The sequence below is a fragment of the Thermostichus sp. MS-CIW-15 genome (assembly GCF_054060575.1).
In genome coordinates, this window is sequence record NZ_JBSSDI010000010.1 from 13,349 (window position 1) to 27,277 (window position 13,929).

A 13,929-nucleotide genomic window follows, 5' to 3' on the forward strand; every position below is an offset into this window, starting at 1 on the left:
GAGTAGGTTTTCCCATTCTAGTGGGATATCGCTAGCTGCTGAGCTGCTGCCTCAAACGGTGGGGCGGATCTCGAAGGTGGAGAGGCCTTCGGGTGGCTCGAAGCGGTGTTCGACGGCCTCCACCCGCGAGCCGGGGCTGCCCTGCTGGCACCAGCGCAACATCGCCTCCACCGCCGCCGGGGATCCTTCAAAAACCGCCTCCACCCGGCCATCCCGCAGATTGCGCACCCAGCCGTGGACGCCGGCGTTGCGGGCCATGGCTTCGGTGTAGGCCCGAAACCCCACTCCCTGAACCCGCCCGCGCACCCAAACGTGAACGCGAACCCTGTCGCTCATGCTGAGGGGGATCCCTCCGAGGTGTTGCCAAGTTCTGAAGCCGAGGGCGACTCGGCTGGCTGGGCCGTAGCTTTCTCCGCCTGCTGCTCTAGGCGCTGCCAGAGAAAGTTGACAAGGGCAACCAGTCCCACGATCCCCAGCGAGATCCCGCCGGCGTACCCAATGGCTTGCCACAGCACAGGAGACATAGGCCAACCTCGCTGGTGCAGAAAGCTCCCTTCTGACCTTACCAGACGGAAACCCCAGAGAGAGGGGATCCCTGGCGGCTTGGCCCTCTCCTCGACAACGCCCTCCAAGCTGGACAAGATTCGGCACAATGGGGAGAAGTGTTGCTAGCGAGCAGTTGAGAAGAGGCCATGGCCCACAAACTCTGGATCGACGGCCAATGGGTTGACAGCCAAGGGGGAAACCTGATGGTGATCGAGAACCCGGCTACGGGCGAGCAATTGGCGGAGGTGGTGGACGCCAGCCCTGCCGATGTGGATCGGGCGGTGCAGGCGGCCCACACGGCTTTCTACGATGGCCGTTGGTCGAAGCTCACCCCCGGCGAGCGATCCCTGGCCCTCTGGAAGTTGGCGGATCTCATCGAAGCTCGCGCTGCCGAGCTGGCCCGTCTGGAGTCGGAAAACACCGGCAAGCCCTACGAGCTGGTCAGCTTGGGAGGGGATCTGGCCTTTGCGGTGGATAACCTGCGTTTCTTTGCCGCTGCCGCCCGCGACATCCATGGTTTGAGCGCCGGAGAATACGCCAGAGGTTACACCTCGCTATTTCGCAAGGAGCCAGTGGGGGTGTGCGCGCAAATTACCCCTTGGAACTACCCGCTGCTGATGGCCGTCTGGAAGATCGGCCCCGCCCTGGCTGCCGGCTGCACAGTAGTGCTCAAGCCCGCTCCCACCACCCCTCTGACTACCCTGATGCTGGCGGAGCTGACTGCTGAGGCCGGGATCCCGCCGGGGGTGGTCAACATCGTTACCGGAGGCGATGCTACCGGCCAAGCCCTGGTGGAGCACCCGCAGGTACGCATGGTCAGCCTCACCGGCTCTACTGCCACTGGCAAGCAGGTGATGCGGACGGCGGCAGACACTCTCAAGCGGGTGCATCTGGAGCTGGGAGGCAAAGCCCCGTTTTTGGTTTTCGAGGATGCCGACGTGGAGACTGTGGCCGCCAAGGCTGCTTTTGCCGCCACCTTCAACAGCGGCCAGGACTGCACGGCAGCCACCCGCCTCTATGTGCACGAGAGCAAGCTGGCGCAGATGCAAGAGGCCATCGTCGAGGCGATGCGCAAAGTAAGGCTGGGATCCCCTTTTGAGGCGGGGGTGGAGATGGGGCCCTTGGTCTCGGCAGCCCAGCGGGAGCGGGTGAGGGGATTTGTGGAGCGGGCCAAAGCCGAGGGAGCCAAGGTGCTGACCGGCGGGCGGATCCCTCCTCAGTTTGACCGGGGCTACTACTACGAACCCACAGTGATTACCCATGTCGATCAAAAAGCGGAGATCGTGCAGAGTGAGGTTTTTGGGCCGGTCCTCACGCTCGGCTCGTTCCGCGAAGAAGCGGAAGCGCTACGCCTGGGCAATGACGTCCTATACGGGCTGGCGGCTTCTGTGTGGACTCAAGACCTCGGACGAGCCATGAAACTGGCCGCCGATCTGGAGTTCGGAACCGTCTGGATCAACGATCATCTCCCCATCGCCTCCGAGGCTCCCCACGGCGGCTTCAAGCAATCGGGATTTGGCAAAGATCTCTCGGCAGAGGCCGTGCGAGAGTATCAAATTGCCAAGCATGTGATGATTGCTACTTGTTGAGGGGTGGCTCTGGCAACCTCGTTCGAGGAAGAGGCTAGCGGTAGCCAGTTGGCAAGGCTCCGGGAAACTCCTACAAGCGATAGACTTGAGTGCATGTCTCCCTACCTCGAGCCCCTATCGTGCCGATGGCCACGTTCTACTCCTCAACCTCAGGATCGGCAGCTCTAGCCCCTCCCCGCACTTTCCCTCTTACCGCCGTGGTCGGCCAGCAAACCGCCAAGCTGGCTCTCCTGTTGGCGGCGGTGGATCCCAGCTTGGGAGGAGTGGTGCTGGTGGGGCCGCGCGGCACGGCCAAGTCGGTCTTGGCCCGAGGGATCCACGCCCTGCTGCCCCCCATCGAGGTGATTGCCGGCTCCTATTGCAACGACGACCCGGCGCGGCCCGAGACCTGGTCGGACTGGGCCAAGGCCCGCTACCCCCAGGGAACGACACCCCCCACCCAGGTGATAGCCCCTCCCTTTGTCCAAGTGCCTTTGGGGGTGACCGAGGATCGGCTCTTGGGATCCGTGGATGTGGAGGCCTCGGTGAGGCAGGGGGAAACGGTTTTTCAGCCGGGGCTCTTGGCTGCCGCCCACCGCGGCGTGCTCTACGTGGATGACATCCACCTCTTGGACGACGCCATCGTCAACCTGCTGCTGACGGTGGTGGGAGATGGGGTCAACCGCCTGGAGCGGGAAGGGCTGAGCCTGCAACACCCCTGCCGGCCTCTCTTGGTGGCCACCTACAACCCCGAAGAGGGATCCCTGCGCCCCCACCTGCTGGATCGCCTGGCGCTGGTGGTGCCGGTGGGGCAGGAGCTGAGCCTGGAAGAGCGCAGGGAAATTGTCCAGCGGGCAACGCAATTTGTCGACGCTCCCGAGTCCTTTCTGGCGGAACACCAAGCGGAACTGGAGGAAATCCGCACCCGCATTCTCCTGGCGCGGGAGTGGCTGCCCCAGGTCAAGCCCAAGCGGGAACAGATCCTCTACCTGGTGCAAGAGGCCATCCGCGGCAACGTCCAAGGCCATCGAGGGGAGCAGTTTGCCCTGCGGGCCGCCTGTGCCCTGGCCGCCCTGGAGGGACGGGATCGCCTGGTGGCCGAGGATCTGCAACAGGCAGTGCAACTGGTGCTGCTGCCCCGCGCCCGCTACGATCCCGACCAACCCCCGCCGCCACCCCAATCGCAACAGTCGGATCCCCAGCCGCCAGAGCCCGACAAGGAGGGGGAAGACAGAGAAGAGACGGAGCCCCAGCCGGAAAATCCCAGCCTGCCCCAGGAGTTTTTCTTCGATCCCGAACAAGTGGCCCTCGACCCGCGCCTCTTGGCCTTTGCCCAATCCCTCAACCAACAAGGGAAAACGGGATCCCGCAGCCTGGTGTTCAGCGCCGACCGGGGCCGCTACGTCAAGCCCATCCTGCCCCAGGGCGCCAATCCCCGCATCGCCGTCGACGCCACTCTGCGGGCGGCTGCCCCCTACCAGAAAAGCCGCCGCCAGCGGCAGCCGGGGCGGGCCGTCATTGTTGAGCCCGGCGACATCCGCGCCAAGAAGCTGGCCCGCAAGGCAGGGGCCTTGGTGATCTTCGTGGTAGACGCCTCCGGCTCCATGGCCCTCAACCGCATGCAGGCGGCCAAAGGCGCCGCCCTGCGCCTGCTCACTGAGGCCTACCAAAACCGCGACAAAGTTGCCCTGATTGCCTTTCGCGGCGAGGCTGCCGAGGTGCTGCTGCCCCCCACCCGCTCCATCGAGCTGGCCCGCCGCCGCCTGGAATCCCTGCCCTGCGGCGGGGGATCCCCACTGGCCCATGCCCTCACCCAAGCGGTGCGCCTGGGGGTGAACGCCCGCGCCAGCGGCGACGTGGGAGAGGTGCTCCTGGTAGCCCTCACCGATGGCCGGGCCAACATCCCCCTCAGCCGCTCCCTGGGACGCAGCAAAAGCGATCCCATCGACCTGAAGCAGGAGCTGCGGGAGATCGCCCTGCGCATCCGCGCCCTGGGATTGAAGCTGCTTCTCATCGACTCGCAGAGCCGCTTTGTAACCACCGGTTTCAGCGCCGAGCTGGCGGAACTGGCGGGCGGACGGTACTTTCATCTGCCCCGCGCCACCGACCAGGGGATCGCAGCCGTGGCCCGCTCGGCCATGCAAGAGGGACGCCCATACCCTTGAGAGAGCAGCTCTCCCTCGGTAGGAGCTGTAACTTTTCTTAATGGTTGGTTATGATCCCTGTAGGCGCTCTTAGCTTGCCCTATGGTCACAGGACTCCTGCCAGAACTCTCTTTGCCTCATCCCATGCTTACTGACTGGGTCAGCCGGGGAGTGAGCGCAGCCATTCGCGCTCTCTTCAAGCAGGCAGAGCGGCTGGAGGCGCGCGTGCGGGCAGAGCCCATTGCCAAGCTGTTGCAAGGACGCATCGACAGCTTTGAGCTGGTGGGCCAGAACCTGCAGATGTACAACGGCCTGCGGCTTTCGCTTTTAGAGCTGTTTTGCAACGCTGTAGCCATTGACTTTAGCCAAATCTGGCAGGGTCGGATTAAGCTGCGGCAGCCGGTGCAGGCCAGGATGCGGGTGGTGCTGAGCGAAGCGGATCTGGCGCGATCCTTTAACACGCCTTTTGTGCTGAACAAGCTGGCTCAGGTGGATCAGGGGGGCAAGCCGCTCTCATTTCATCAGGTCGAGGTTCACCTCACCCCAGAGCAGCGGTTGCGATTGCAGGCCGAGGTTCAGCCAGGGGGAGAAAAGCCCTTGCAGGTGGGCTTTTCCGCTCGCATCGAGGTGCTAGAACGTCGCCGCATTTGCCTTGCCGATCCGCTGTTTGAGGGCGACACGGAGGAGGGGCGGGCCCTGAGCCGAGCCTTGGTGGATCACCTGAATGCGCTCCTGGATTTGGATCGGCTAGCCCTGCAAGGGAGCAAGCTGCGAGTAGATCGGGTGTGCCTACAGCCTCACCAGATGATCCTCTACGGCAGCGCTGCTCTGGTGCGGTTTCCCACCCGCTAGCCCCCCTGGGAAAATGCTTGACAACCTTTTGGAAGGCGGGTACGCTCAGGGGTGGTGAGGAGTGAAGAGAAGAAGCCTCTGGGGTCGAAACACGGACAGACGCCCAGAGGTTTTTTCATGACCTGCTCAGCCTCAACGGGGACACCGCCATCCCTACCTAGCCTCCGAGTTTTAACTATTCTCAACCACAGGGGATGGGGGACTTTTCCCAACACCCCGGCCTCTTGCCCCAATTGGGAAAAAGCCTGTCCCCCCAAACTGGCTACGACCCTTTGAATTCAGGCTGGGACATAGCACCTGCCACAACTTTTTTTGCTCGAAAAGGTTCCAAAGAGTCTCCCCTGAGCCTCAGGGGTCTTGGTTCAGTTGCAAGTCCCCTCCCAGGTCATCGCCTGCCAGAAGGCCGCAGAAGGTTGGTGCAACACAATGCGATTGCCATCGGGATCCCGGAAGTCCACCTCCTGGCCGTGAAAGGCCTGCCGCAGCGGCGAAACGGAGATCTGGTGCTCCGCCAACACCGCCGCCAGGGATCCCAGGCATGCCGCCAGATCCTGCACCTGCAGGCAAAGACTTGCTGCTCCCGCCTGGGCGGCAAACTCTGGATGGAGACTGCGGTAGAGGCCCAGTCGCAGGCCAGGCAGGCGAAACTCCACATACACTGGCTCTCCCTCCCTGGAGAGCTGGACTTGGGGCGGGATCCCCAAGAGGGCCTGGTAAAAGTGCAACAAACGGGGCAAATTGGGGGTGGCCAAGCTCAGCAAAGCTGCAGCAATCTGCATCGCAACCGGAAAAAGGAAGCTACTCATTCTAATCCGAACTTCCGCTGATAGCCAGCCCTAACTGCGCCACTCGGAAAGGGATCCCCGCCTCTCCTAGGATTGGACTATAGTAGGTAGCGAGACTTGCTGCTCTTTCTTCACGAATAAAAACTGGAGCAACCTACCGTGGGGCTATTCAGCCGATTTTCCCGTGACATGGGCATCGATCTGGGCACGGCCAACACCCTAGTCTATGTGGCTGGCCGCGGCATTGTCCTACAGGAGCCCTCTGTCGTCGCCATCGACCAAAACACCAAACAACCGCTGGCCGTGGGGGAAGATGCCAAAAAAATGTTGGGCCGTACCCCGGGCAACATCGTGGCTGTGCGTCCTCTGCGGGATGGGGTGATCGCCGACTTCGACACGGCGGAGATGATGCTGAAGCACTTCATCCAGCGGGTGCATGGAGGTCGTTACTTGATCGCCCCGCGCATCGTCATCGGGATCCCAAGTGGGGTGACCGGCGTAGAGCGACGGGCAGTGATGGAAGCGGCCCTGCAAGCCGGCTCGCGGGAGGTGTATTTGGTGGATGAGCCGGTGGCAGCAGCCATCGGCGCGGGGCTGCCGGTGCAAGAGCCCACCGGGAACATGATCATCGACATCGGCGGCGGCACCACCGAGGTGGCCGTCCTCAGCTTGCAAGGGATCGTCCTCAGCGAGTCGGTGCGGGTGGCAGGAGACGAGCTGAGCGAGGCCATCATTCAGTACATGAAAAAAGTTCACAATCTCACCATCGGGGAGCGCACTGCCGAAGAGATTAAAATTCAAATCGGCTCTGCCTACCCAACTCAAGAGGAGATGACCATGGAAGTGCGGGGGCTGCATTTGCTTTCGGGTTTGCCCCGCACTGTGACGGTGAAGAGCACTGAGATCCGTGAGAGCATGGCCGAGCCCCTCTCGGTCATTGTGGAGGCCATCAAGCGCACCCTGGAGCGCACGCCGCCGGAATTGGCGGCAGACATCATCGACCGCGGCATTATGTTGGCGGGAGGGGGGGCGTTGCTCAAGGGGCTAGACGCCCTGATCAGCCATGAGACCGGGATCCTGGTTCACATTGCCCCGGATCCCCTCAGTTGTGTGGTGCTCGGTACAGGGCGGGTTTTGGAGGATTTCAAAACCTTGGGTCGAGTGTTGAGCGGCAGCTTCAAGGGTTAGAGGAGTTTCCTCTGAATCCCTGATTCGAGGTGTGAGTCGAGTGGGTTAGAGAGGTATTGCTTGAATCGGCTACACCAGTGGTGGATGCGTTATGGTTTGGGGTTGCTCCTGTCTGCTTCGGCGATAGGAGGGGCGTGGGCTTTGCGCCAGACCCAGGGATCCCTGCTGGTGGAGCTGTACAGTTGGCTCACCGCACCCATCCGTCCACCTGTGGATCCTGACGCCGTACTTAGCCAGGCCGCCACCCGCGAGCTACAGGCCCTGGTGGCCGAGCTGCGGCACCAAAACCGCGAGCTGAAGCGCCTGCTGCAATTTACCGAGCAAATGCCCCAAGCAAGGATCCCGGCGGCGGTGGTGGGCCGCAGCGCCGATCACTGGTGGCAACAGCTCACCCTCAGCCGCGGCAGCCAGCATGGGGTCAGGGTAGGAGATGTGGTTATGGCACCGGGGGGATTGGTCGGGCGGGTTGAGGCGGTAACCCCCAACACCAGCCGCGTGCTGCTTATTAGCGATCCCACCAGCCGTGTCGGGGTGATGCTCAGCCGCAGCCGGCACATGGGCATCTTGCGGGGCACCGGCACCCAGAACGCCATCTTGGATTTTTTCGATAAGGATCCCAAAGTGGAAGTGGGGGATGTGGTGGTAACTTCGGGCCTGAGCAGCTTCTACCCGGCGGGGGTTGTGGTGGGAACGGTTCGAGCCATCAACCTGGATGCCAGCCCTGCCCCACAAGCCACAGTCGAATTGTCGGCGTCCCTGGGCCTCTTGGAGTGGGCCTTGATTTACCGCTATGCTCAACCTTAAGTCTCGCCTCAATTGGCTGGTCACCGCCTTGTCAGGGCTGTTGGCGGTGGTGGCCCCTTGGTGGCGGGGGCCGGGCTTGGAGCTGGCGGGCCTAACCCCCGATTGGCCCCTGATCTGGGTGGTGTGCTGGAGCGTGCGGCGCAAGGCTTGGCAGGGGGCTGTTGCCGGGATCACATTGGGTTTTCTGCAGGATGCCCTGACCAACCCTTATCCTACCCATGCCCTGGGGTTGGCGGTGGTCGGGATCCTCACGGCCAAGTTGCAGAAGCAGCGCTACATGCAAGAGGACTTCATCTCCGTGGCTTTGATCGTCTTCGGCATGGTGGTGATTGCCGAGACGCTGATGGCGCTGCAATGGATGTGGCTGACGGCCTCTCAGGGATCCGCTGGCCTCGAGCCGGCGGAAATGGCAACTTGGTTGGATGGGTTGGCAAACTCCTCGCCCGCCGCCGGCGCCATTGGCGGCGATGGCCCCCGTTCTCTGGAGAGCATCTGGTGGAACCATCAGCGCAATGCCCTCACGTCGGCCATTTTAAGCAGCCTGTGGGCCCCCGCTCTCTATTGGCCCCTCAGCCGTTGGTGGCAATCTCAAGAGCGGGATTTGAGAGAGACCTAGCTGCAGGTTCTGCCGCCAGTGATCTGCATTCCCCACAGCCGTTGCCGGGCGCGATGGGACATCGGTTGCACAGCTACTGCTCCCAACGGCGGCAAAACGGTTCCTTGCCCCATTTCCTCTCTCCCTAGGAGAGGAACGGGGGGTGAGGGCTTGGGGTCGCTCTCAGAGGGATCCGTTTTCGCCTAAAATGACAAAGCCCTCTGCCACCCACTGCCAACGGGCCAACAGACTCTGGGCCAAGCGGATGGGAAGGTGTTGAGGTTGACTCGATTGAGGGAGAGGGATCCATGCCTCATACCATCGTCACCGATATTTGTGAAGGCGTTGCCGACTGTGTGGAGGCCTGCCCCGTCGCCTGCATTCACCCTGGGGACGGCAAAAATGCCAAAGGCACCGACTACTTCTGGATCGACTTTGCCACCTGTATTGACTGTGGCATCTGTCTTCAGGTTTGCCCTGTGGAAGGGGCGATCCTGCCGGAGGAAAAACCGCACCTGCAGCGAGTGCCCAACTAGCCCGGCGGGCTGCTTCTTCCCAATTTTGCAATTGCCTTTCAGCCCAGAGAAGCCAAAGCCACAACGGCGCTGGTCAACCAGTTCAAGGACAGGAGCCCGCCCAGGAAGGCCAACGGGATCAGACCCGCCAGGCGCCACCACTCCAGATCCAGCGCCACCGCTGCCGCCCGCACCTGCCAAACCACAAACCACAACAGCGCCACGAACCCCAACAGGGATCCGGCCACTCCGCCCAAGGATTGGGCAGGTCCCAGCAGCAGCCAGGGCAGGCCAGCAAAGCCCGTCAGGCAGAGGAGCGACGCAAAAGAAGGGGCAGCCCGCCCAAAACAAAAGGCCAGCGCCTGCAGCAGGGCCGCCAGGCTTACCCATCCCAGGAAGCCTGCCAGCAGCGCCAGCACCATGCTCGGCAGGTTTACCCCGAAACGACGCACAGCCTCGAGAATGTTCAGCAGCGCCACCACCCCAAAAGCTTGCCAGAGAACAGGCTGTTGCCGCAGCGAGCGAAAGGTGGGCTCCGGCAGAAACCAAGCGCCGTAAATGTTATCCAACAAAGAGTCGAGCATGGCCGGCAAAAAGTCGGTCTGCTCTCCTATCCTAGCCCAACGACAAGAGGGCTCCTCCAAAGCCAAGCAAATGCCGATCCCGTCCTTGGCAAAGCCCTGATGAGCACTTGACAAGCACGGCCCGCAGATGCGGTATGATGGGCTAAGGATTCTGAGGCGTTGGTGACTGCCGTTACGTTTTTGCGATCGATACCCTTCGACAATTAGGACGGGTGTGGATGTGAGAGCAGTAAGCCAAACTCGATTTGGAAACTATCGATAGTCATCCCCGATGTCCTACACTGGCTTTTCCAGGTCGAAAACCACGGTAAAACGGCGCAATAGGATCCTCAAGAAGGCTCTCGCTGGAGGGCCTTCTTGCTCTTAATGGCTGCACGGGATCCCTCGTCAGGCAAGTTTTGAGGGGAGCTGAGGTGGTTGTGGGATGGGGGTTAGGCGGCCTGTTGTTTGGCCTGTTGGCAATTTTGAACGGCAGGGATGCGGCGCCAATTTAAGTTAGCAAGCACCAGGGCGCTGAGGGGACGGGTGTGAGCCAGCAGCCCGGCAAGGAGCAGCAGCCAACGGCTCAAGGCAGAGCCGGCCAACAGCCAATGGATGAGCAGAGCTGCCCCTCCTCCTTCTACCCCTGCCGCCAAGACCCAGGCCCAGGCAACTTTCCCATGCCGGGACAGGAGGATCCCTTGCAATCCACCGACGCCAAGCCCCACCAGCAAGCCACGCAGCGGGCTGGCCATCGCCTGCAAGGCGTTCTGCAGCCAGGGATCCCTGGGATCGAAAGCGAAGGTTGCCATCCCCGCCTCCAGGGTATCTGCTGCTACCCAACCCAAAGCCGTGGCCAGCAGCGTGGCCGCCACCCACCGCCAAGAGACCTGCCGCCGCAATACCGCCCACTGGAGTAGCCCCATCCCCAAGCCCAGGCCGGCCCCGGCCACCGCTCCTTGGAGCGAACCCAAAGCAGCCAGCAGGGGAGCTGCCGCCCCCAGCCCCAGATAGCCGATCCCAGCCGCCGCCCAATTGGCCAGGAGCCAGCCCAGGGCCAATCCTTTGCTCTGGCGGGGCTTGCCTGAGGTGGGGAGGGTGGGCTTCTGGTGGGGGCTAACCTGTTCCTGGCCGACCTGCTGTTCGACCTCGCGCAGCCCCTGTTCTGCCGAGGGGTTACCCGGCTCCAGCCGCAGCACTCCTTGATAGTCCATCTGGGCAAGGCCCCAATGGCCCTGCCGCTGGTGGGCCAGGCCGCGGTATAGGTAGTAGCGGGCTTCGTTGGGGGCACTCTGGATCAGCTTGTTAAGCAGGTGGACAGCCATTTTGTATTCGCCTGCCTCGATCAAACGCACCGCCCGCTGCAGCTCTTCTTCCTCAGCTTCCGAAACAGGGGCGGCTCGGCTCTGCTGGGTGGCTTGCTGGCCAAAGCCGGCAGGGACCCGCTGCAGAGGAGCCTTTTGAGGGGGAGGCGGGATCTTGTCCCCATAGACGGCTCGGAGCTGCTGGGCCAGCTCCTCCATGGTGGCCGGGCGAAGGGCAGGGTCTTTCTCCAAGCAACGCAGCACCACCTTTTCTAGGGCCTCAGGGATGGGGTGGGGCAGCGGATGGTCTTGAAAAGGGCGGGGCTTTTGAAAGTTGTGGACGTGGTACCAGCCCTGCAGGGTGTCGGTCTCTGGCTCGAAGGGCAACGCACCGGTTAACAGCTCGTACAAAACCACCCCCAGGGAATAGATGTCGGAGCGGCCATCCAGCTTCTCTCCCCGCATCTGCTCCGGCGAGGCATAGACCATCGTGCCCAAAAAATACCCGGTTTGCGTCAGGCCACGAGAGGTTTCCCCCATGAGTTTGGAAATGCCAAAGTCCAGGAGCTTGACCCGTTCTTTGCCATCGGGCCCTTTTTGCACAAAGATGTTGCTGGGCTTGATATCGCGGTGGATGACCCCTCGAATCGAGTGTTTGCCCAGATCCATGTGAAAGTTGTGGGCGTGGTGCAGGGCCGAGCAAATTTGCAAAGCCAAGTTCACCACCCGCTCTGGGTGCAGGGGACCTTCCCGTGCCAACACATAGTCCAAGCCCTGGCCCGTGTAAGGCTTGGCCTTCAGGTACTCCATCACCAGGTAGGGCTGGTTTTGGTACAGACCGTAGGAGCGCACCTGCACAATGTTGGGGTGCTCGCCCAACAGGGCGCTGACCCTGGCCTCGTCCAGGAAGCGCTGCTGCAGTTGCTGGTAATACTCCGGCTCCATGTCTGGCGGCGGCGGGCGCAACAACTTAACGGCCACCGGCTCGTCATTCAACTGGGTATCCACCGCCTCGAACACATTGCCGTAGCCACCCTCGCTGATGTGGTGGGTCAGTCGGTAGCGGTTGCCGATCAGTTGTCCAATTAGGCGCTGGTTCATGGAGGAGGAGGGCCAGCCGAGGGGAGGGTCTACCTAAAATGATTCTAGTCAGCTTGAGGGCGCAAGACCTGTGGGTGAGGGATCCGCCCTTTTTCGCCCCAGAAGTCAGGGATCCCGCTAGGATTGGGGCATGGGTGCTTCTCCTGAAACCGCTTCTCTCCCGCCCTTCTGGCTGGAGGTTACCGAGTTTGCCCTGCAGGCCACGGCAAAGGTCGGAGCGCAGCTCTTGGCAGACTTTGGCCAGGCCTCCTCTACGGAAAAAGCGGACGGCAGCTTGGTGACCGCTTCTGACCAATGGGCGGATCGCGCCTTTCAGGAGGCAATTGCCGCGGCCTACCCGGATCACGGCTGCCTGAGCGAGGAGTCCAACCACATTTTCCTGGAGAAAGAGTGGTGCTGGGTGGTGGATCCCCTGGATGGCACCACCAATTTTGCCCACGGGATCCCCATCTGGGGCAGCTCGCTGGCGCTGTTGCACTGGGGTGTGCCTGTGTTTGGCTGTGTGCATCTGCCCCCCATCCGCCAGACTTTCTACGGCTACTGGCCTCAGTTTCCCGACGACGCGCCGGCAGGAGCTTTTCTCATCCGCCACGACCGGGATCCCGTCCGTCCTCAGCCCATTCGCCCCAGCACCGCCCCACCCGGACCCAACCAACTGTTTAATTTTTGCTCCCGCAGCAGCCACTGGATTAGCCCGCAATTTCCCTGCAAAGCCCGCATGCTGGGCGGCGCTGCCTACAACCTGCTGGCGGTGGCCGGCGGCAGCCTTTTGGGGGCGGTAGAACGCTCGCCCAAGATCTGGGATGTGGCGGCGGTGTGGGCCATTGTCAAGGGGGCCGGCGCCGTTTGGGAACCCCTTGGCCCTGCCGACCCGGATCCCGGAACGCCCTTGCTCCCCGGCAAGGACTATGGTCGGCTGACCTATCCGACGCTGGTGAGCGCTCAGAACAGGTGGATCCCCGTGTTTCGGGCTTTCATCGCTCTGTAGCTCTCGTAAACCGCCTGGACGTTGTACCAGTTGAGGAAGAAAACCCGACACAGCTCCAAGGCCAACTGCGAGCGGCCCTGCCGGATCAACCAGCGCAGCAGCGGCTCTAAGCGCTTCTCGTTCAGCCACCCCCCCAGCGACAGAAGGCCCCACAGGCATTGATGCAGAGGCGTCAGTTGGATCATCAGGCGCACGGCCCAGGTGGGGTGCTTTTGGTAAAAGAGGATGCCCATGCGGCCCCGCTGCCGCTCCCGCTCGATGAGGGCTGGGATTTGCGCCAGCTCGAAGGGCGGATGCCAATGGTAGCCGGTGGCTTGGGGGCACTTGACCAGGCGCAGGCCCAGGCGCTTTAGCCGCACCCCTAGCTCCAGGTCTTCCCAGCCGTAGAGGTGAAACCGCTCGTCAAAGGGGCCGGCAGGGGTTTCACAAGCCCGCTCCAGCCAATGGCGGGCAATGGCCACGTTGCCGGTGGCAAAGAAGGCTGCCGAAAAATCGGTGGGCTTGAAGGGCTCGGAGCAGGGATCCCGAAAATTGCAGGTGTTGATTACCCGCCCGTAGGTGAAGACCTTGGCCTCGTGGGGCGAGTCGGGATTGCCGGTAACCCCGTGTCGCCGCAGCATCCGGGCATGAGCGGCCAAAAAGTGCTCCACCACCACCAGGTCGCTGTCGATAAAGACAATGATGGATCCCTGGGCGTGGCGAAACCCCAGGTTGCGGGCGGCAGCAGGGCCGCGGTGTTCTTGGCACAAAAGCCTGATCGGCGGCAAATCTGGCGGCTGGCTCTGCAGCCATTCCAGCGTGCCATCGGTGGAGCCGTCGTCCACCACCACCACCTCGTAGCCGTCGTAGGGGCCAGGCTGCTGCTGCGCCAAGGCCTGCAGACATTTCTGCAAGATGGGACGGCGGTTGTAGGTGGGGATGATGACGCTGATGTACACCGGGGATCCCTGGCTCGTAAGGCAAACCCTACCCCTAA

At 62.4% G+C, this 13,929-nt stretch carries 14 protein-coding genes; 8 read left to right on the forward strand and 6 right to left on the reverse strand.

Going from position 1 to position 13,929, the window contains the following annotated elements:
• Nucleotides 1–51 precede the first annotated feature (51 nt).
• Together ACVW0R_RS05210 and ACVW0R_RS05215 are read right to left on the reverse strand one after the other, a co-directional pair.
• Nucleotides 52–336 (reverse strand): acylphosphatase, encoded by a 285-nt coding sequence (locus ACVW0R_RS05210; protein WP_099812511.1) that lies wholly within the window; start codon nt 334–336, stop codon nt 52–54.
• Nucleotides 333–524, reverse strand: coding sequence for a hypothetical protein (locus ACVW0R_RS05215; protein ID WP_041438067.1), 192 nt, complete (start codon nt 522–524; stop codon nt 333–335). The genes ACVW0R_RS05210 and ACVW0R_RS05215 overlap by 4 nt, the downstream gene beginning before the upstream one ends.
• A gap of 168 nt (nt 525–692) precedes the next feature.
• On the opposite strand from ACVW0R_RS05215, the gene ACVW0R_RS05220 reads away from it, so the two are divergent.
• From ACVW0R_RS05220 to ACVW0R_RS05230, 3 genes are all read left to right on the forward strand, one after another.
• A complete protein-coding gene (locus ACVW0R_RS05220) occupies nt 693–2,135 on the forward strand; it encodes a gamma-aminobutyraldehyde dehydrogenase (protein ID WP_099812510.1) in 1,443 nt (480 codons plus the stop codon).
• Nucleotides 2,136–2,260: 125 nt separating this feature from the next.
• Nucleotides 2,261–4,279, forward strand: coding sequence for a magnesium chelatase ATPase subunit D (gene bchD, locus ACVW0R_RS05225; protein ID WP_457501765.1), 2,019 nt, complete (start codon nt 2,261–2,263; stop codon nt 4,277–4,279).
• Between the two features lie 81 nt (nt 4,280–4,360).
• The gene (locus ACVW0R_RS05230; protein WP_099812508.1) at nt 4,361–5,110 is read left to right on the forward strand and encodes an LmeA family phospholipid-binding protein; all 750 of its coding nucleotides are present in this window, start codon (nt 4,361–4,363) and stop codon (nt 5,108–5,110) included.
• Nucleotides 5,111–5,472: 362 nt separating this feature from the next.
• Here ACVW0R_RS05230 and ACVW0R_RS05235 read toward each other — a convergent pair whose 3' ends face one another.
• Entirely contained in the window at nt 5,473–5,889 is a 417-nt protein-coding gene (locus ACVW0R_RS05235) for a VOC family protein (protein ID WP_071813547.1), read from the reverse strand.
• A gap of 165 nt (nt 5,890–6,054) precedes the next feature.
• Here ACVW0R_RS05235 and ACVW0R_RS05240 point away from each other — a divergent pair, with 165 nt between their 5' ends.
• The 4 genes from ACVW0R_RS05240 to ACVW0R_RS05255 all read left to right on the forward strand — a co-directional run bounded on the left by ACVW0R_RS05240 (nt 6,055) and on the right by ACVW0R_RS05255 (nt 9,018).
• Nucleotides 6,055–7,083: a rod shape-determining protein gene (locus ACVW0R_RS05240; protein ID WP_011429276.1), complete on the forward strand. Its 1,029-nt coding sequence runs from the start codon at nt 6,055–6,057 to the stop codon at nt 7,081–7,083.
• A gap of 60 nt (nt 7,084–7,143) precedes the next feature.
• Entirely contained in the window at nt 7,144–7,887 is a 744-nt protein-coding gene (gene mreC / locus ACVW0R_RS05245; RefSeq protein ID WP_457501766.1) for a rod shape-determining protein MreC, read from the forward strand.
• A complete protein-coding gene (gene mreD, locus ACVW0R_RS05250; protein WP_099812506.1) occupies nt 7,874–8,503 on the forward strand; it encodes a rod shape-determining protein MreD in 630 nt (209 codons plus the stop codon). Before mreC ends, mreD begins: the two co-directional genes overlap by 14 nt.
• A 287-nt stretch (nt 8,504–8,790) precedes the next feature.
• Nucleotides 8,791–9,018 carry an indolepyruvate ferredoxin oxidoreductase subunit alpha gene (locus ACVW0R_RS05255; protein WP_011429279.1) on the forward strand — a complete coding sequence of 76 codons (228 nt, stop codon included), beginning with the start codon at nt 8,791–8,793 and terminating at the stop codon, nt 9,016–9,018.
• Nucleotides 9,019–9,056: 38 nt separating this feature from the next.
• Here ACVW0R_RS05255 and ACVW0R_RS05260 read toward each other — a convergent pair whose 3' ends face one another.
• Together ACVW0R_RS05260 and ACVW0R_RS05265 are read right to left on the reverse strand one after the other, a co-directional pair.
• A complete protein-coding gene (locus ACVW0R_RS05260; RefSeq protein WP_457392205.1) occupies nt 9,057–9,695 on the reverse strand; it encodes a YIP1 family protein in 639 nt (212 codons plus the stop codon).
• A 317-nt stretch (nt 9,696–10,012) separates the two neighbouring features.
• Nucleotides 10,013–11,965 carry a protein kinase domain-containing protein gene (locus ACVW0R_RS05265; protein WP_457501767.1) on the reverse strand — a complete coding sequence of 651 codons (1,953 nt, stop codon included), beginning with the start codon at nt 11,963–11,965 and terminating at the stop codon, nt 10,013–10,015.
• Nucleotides 11,966–12,095: 130 nt separating this feature from the next.
• Between ACVW0R_RS05265 and ACVW0R_RS05270 the strand changes: the two genes are divergently transcribed.
• Nucleotides 12,096–12,953: an inositol monophosphatase family protein gene (locus tag ACVW0R_RS05270; protein ID WP_099812504.1), complete on the forward strand. Its 858-nt coding sequence runs from the start codon at nt 12,096–12,098 to the stop codon at nt 12,951–12,953.
• Here ACVW0R_RS05270 and ACVW0R_RS05275 read toward each other — a convergent pair.
• Entirely contained in the window at nt 12,908–13,891 is a 984-nt protein-coding gene (locus ACVW0R_RS05275) for a glycosyltransferase family 2 protein (RefSeq protein ID WP_457501768.1), read from the reverse strand. The genes ACVW0R_RS05270 and ACVW0R_RS05275 overlap by 46 nt on opposite strands.
• Nucleotides 13,892–13,929: the final 38 nt, after the last annotated feature.

Excerpts from the sequence above, each read along its gene's own strand:
- ACVW0R_RS05210 (WP_099812511.1), bottom strand. The coding sequence starts at position 336 with ATGAGCGACAGGGTTCGCGTTCACGTTTGGGTGCGCGGGCGGGTTCAG.
- ACVW0R_RS05215 (WP_041438067.1), bottom strand. The coding sequence starts at position 524 with ATGTCTCCTGTGCTGTGGCAAGCCATTGGGTACGCCGGCGGGATCTCG.
- ACVW0R_RS05220 (WP_099812510.1), top strand. The coding sequence starts at position 693 with ATGGCCCACAAACTCTGGATCGACGGCCAATGGGTTGACAGCCAAGGG.
- bchD (WP_457501765.1), top strand. The coding sequence starts at position 2,261 with ATGGCCACGTTCTACTCCTCAACCTCAGGATCGGCAGCTCTAGCCCCT.
- ACVW0R_RS05230 (WP_099812508.1), top strand. The coding sequence starts at position 4,361 with ATGGTCACAGGACTCCTGCCAGAACTCTCTTTGCCTCATCCCATGCTT.
- ACVW0R_RS05235 (WP_071813547.1), bottom strand. The coding sequence starts at position 5,889 with ATGCAGATTGCTGCAGCTTTGCTGAGCTTGGCCACCCCCAATTTGCCC.
- mreD (WP_099812506.1), top strand. The coding sequence starts at position 7,874 with ATGCTCAACCTTAAGTCTCGCCTCAATTGGCTGGTCACCGCCTTGTCA.
- ACVW0R_RS05255 (WP_011429279.1), top strand. The coding sequence starts at position 8,791 with ATGCCTCATACCATCGTCACCGATATTTGTGAAGGCGTTGCCGACTGT.
- ACVW0R_RS05265 (WP_457501767.1), bottom strand. The coding sequence starts at position 11,965 with ATGAACCAGCGCCTAATTGGACAACTGATCGGCAACCGCTACCGACTG.
- ACVW0R_RS05270 (WP_099812504.1), top strand. The coding sequence starts at position 12,096 with ATGGGTGCTTCTCCTGAAACCGCTTCTCTCCCGCCCTTCTGGCTGGAG.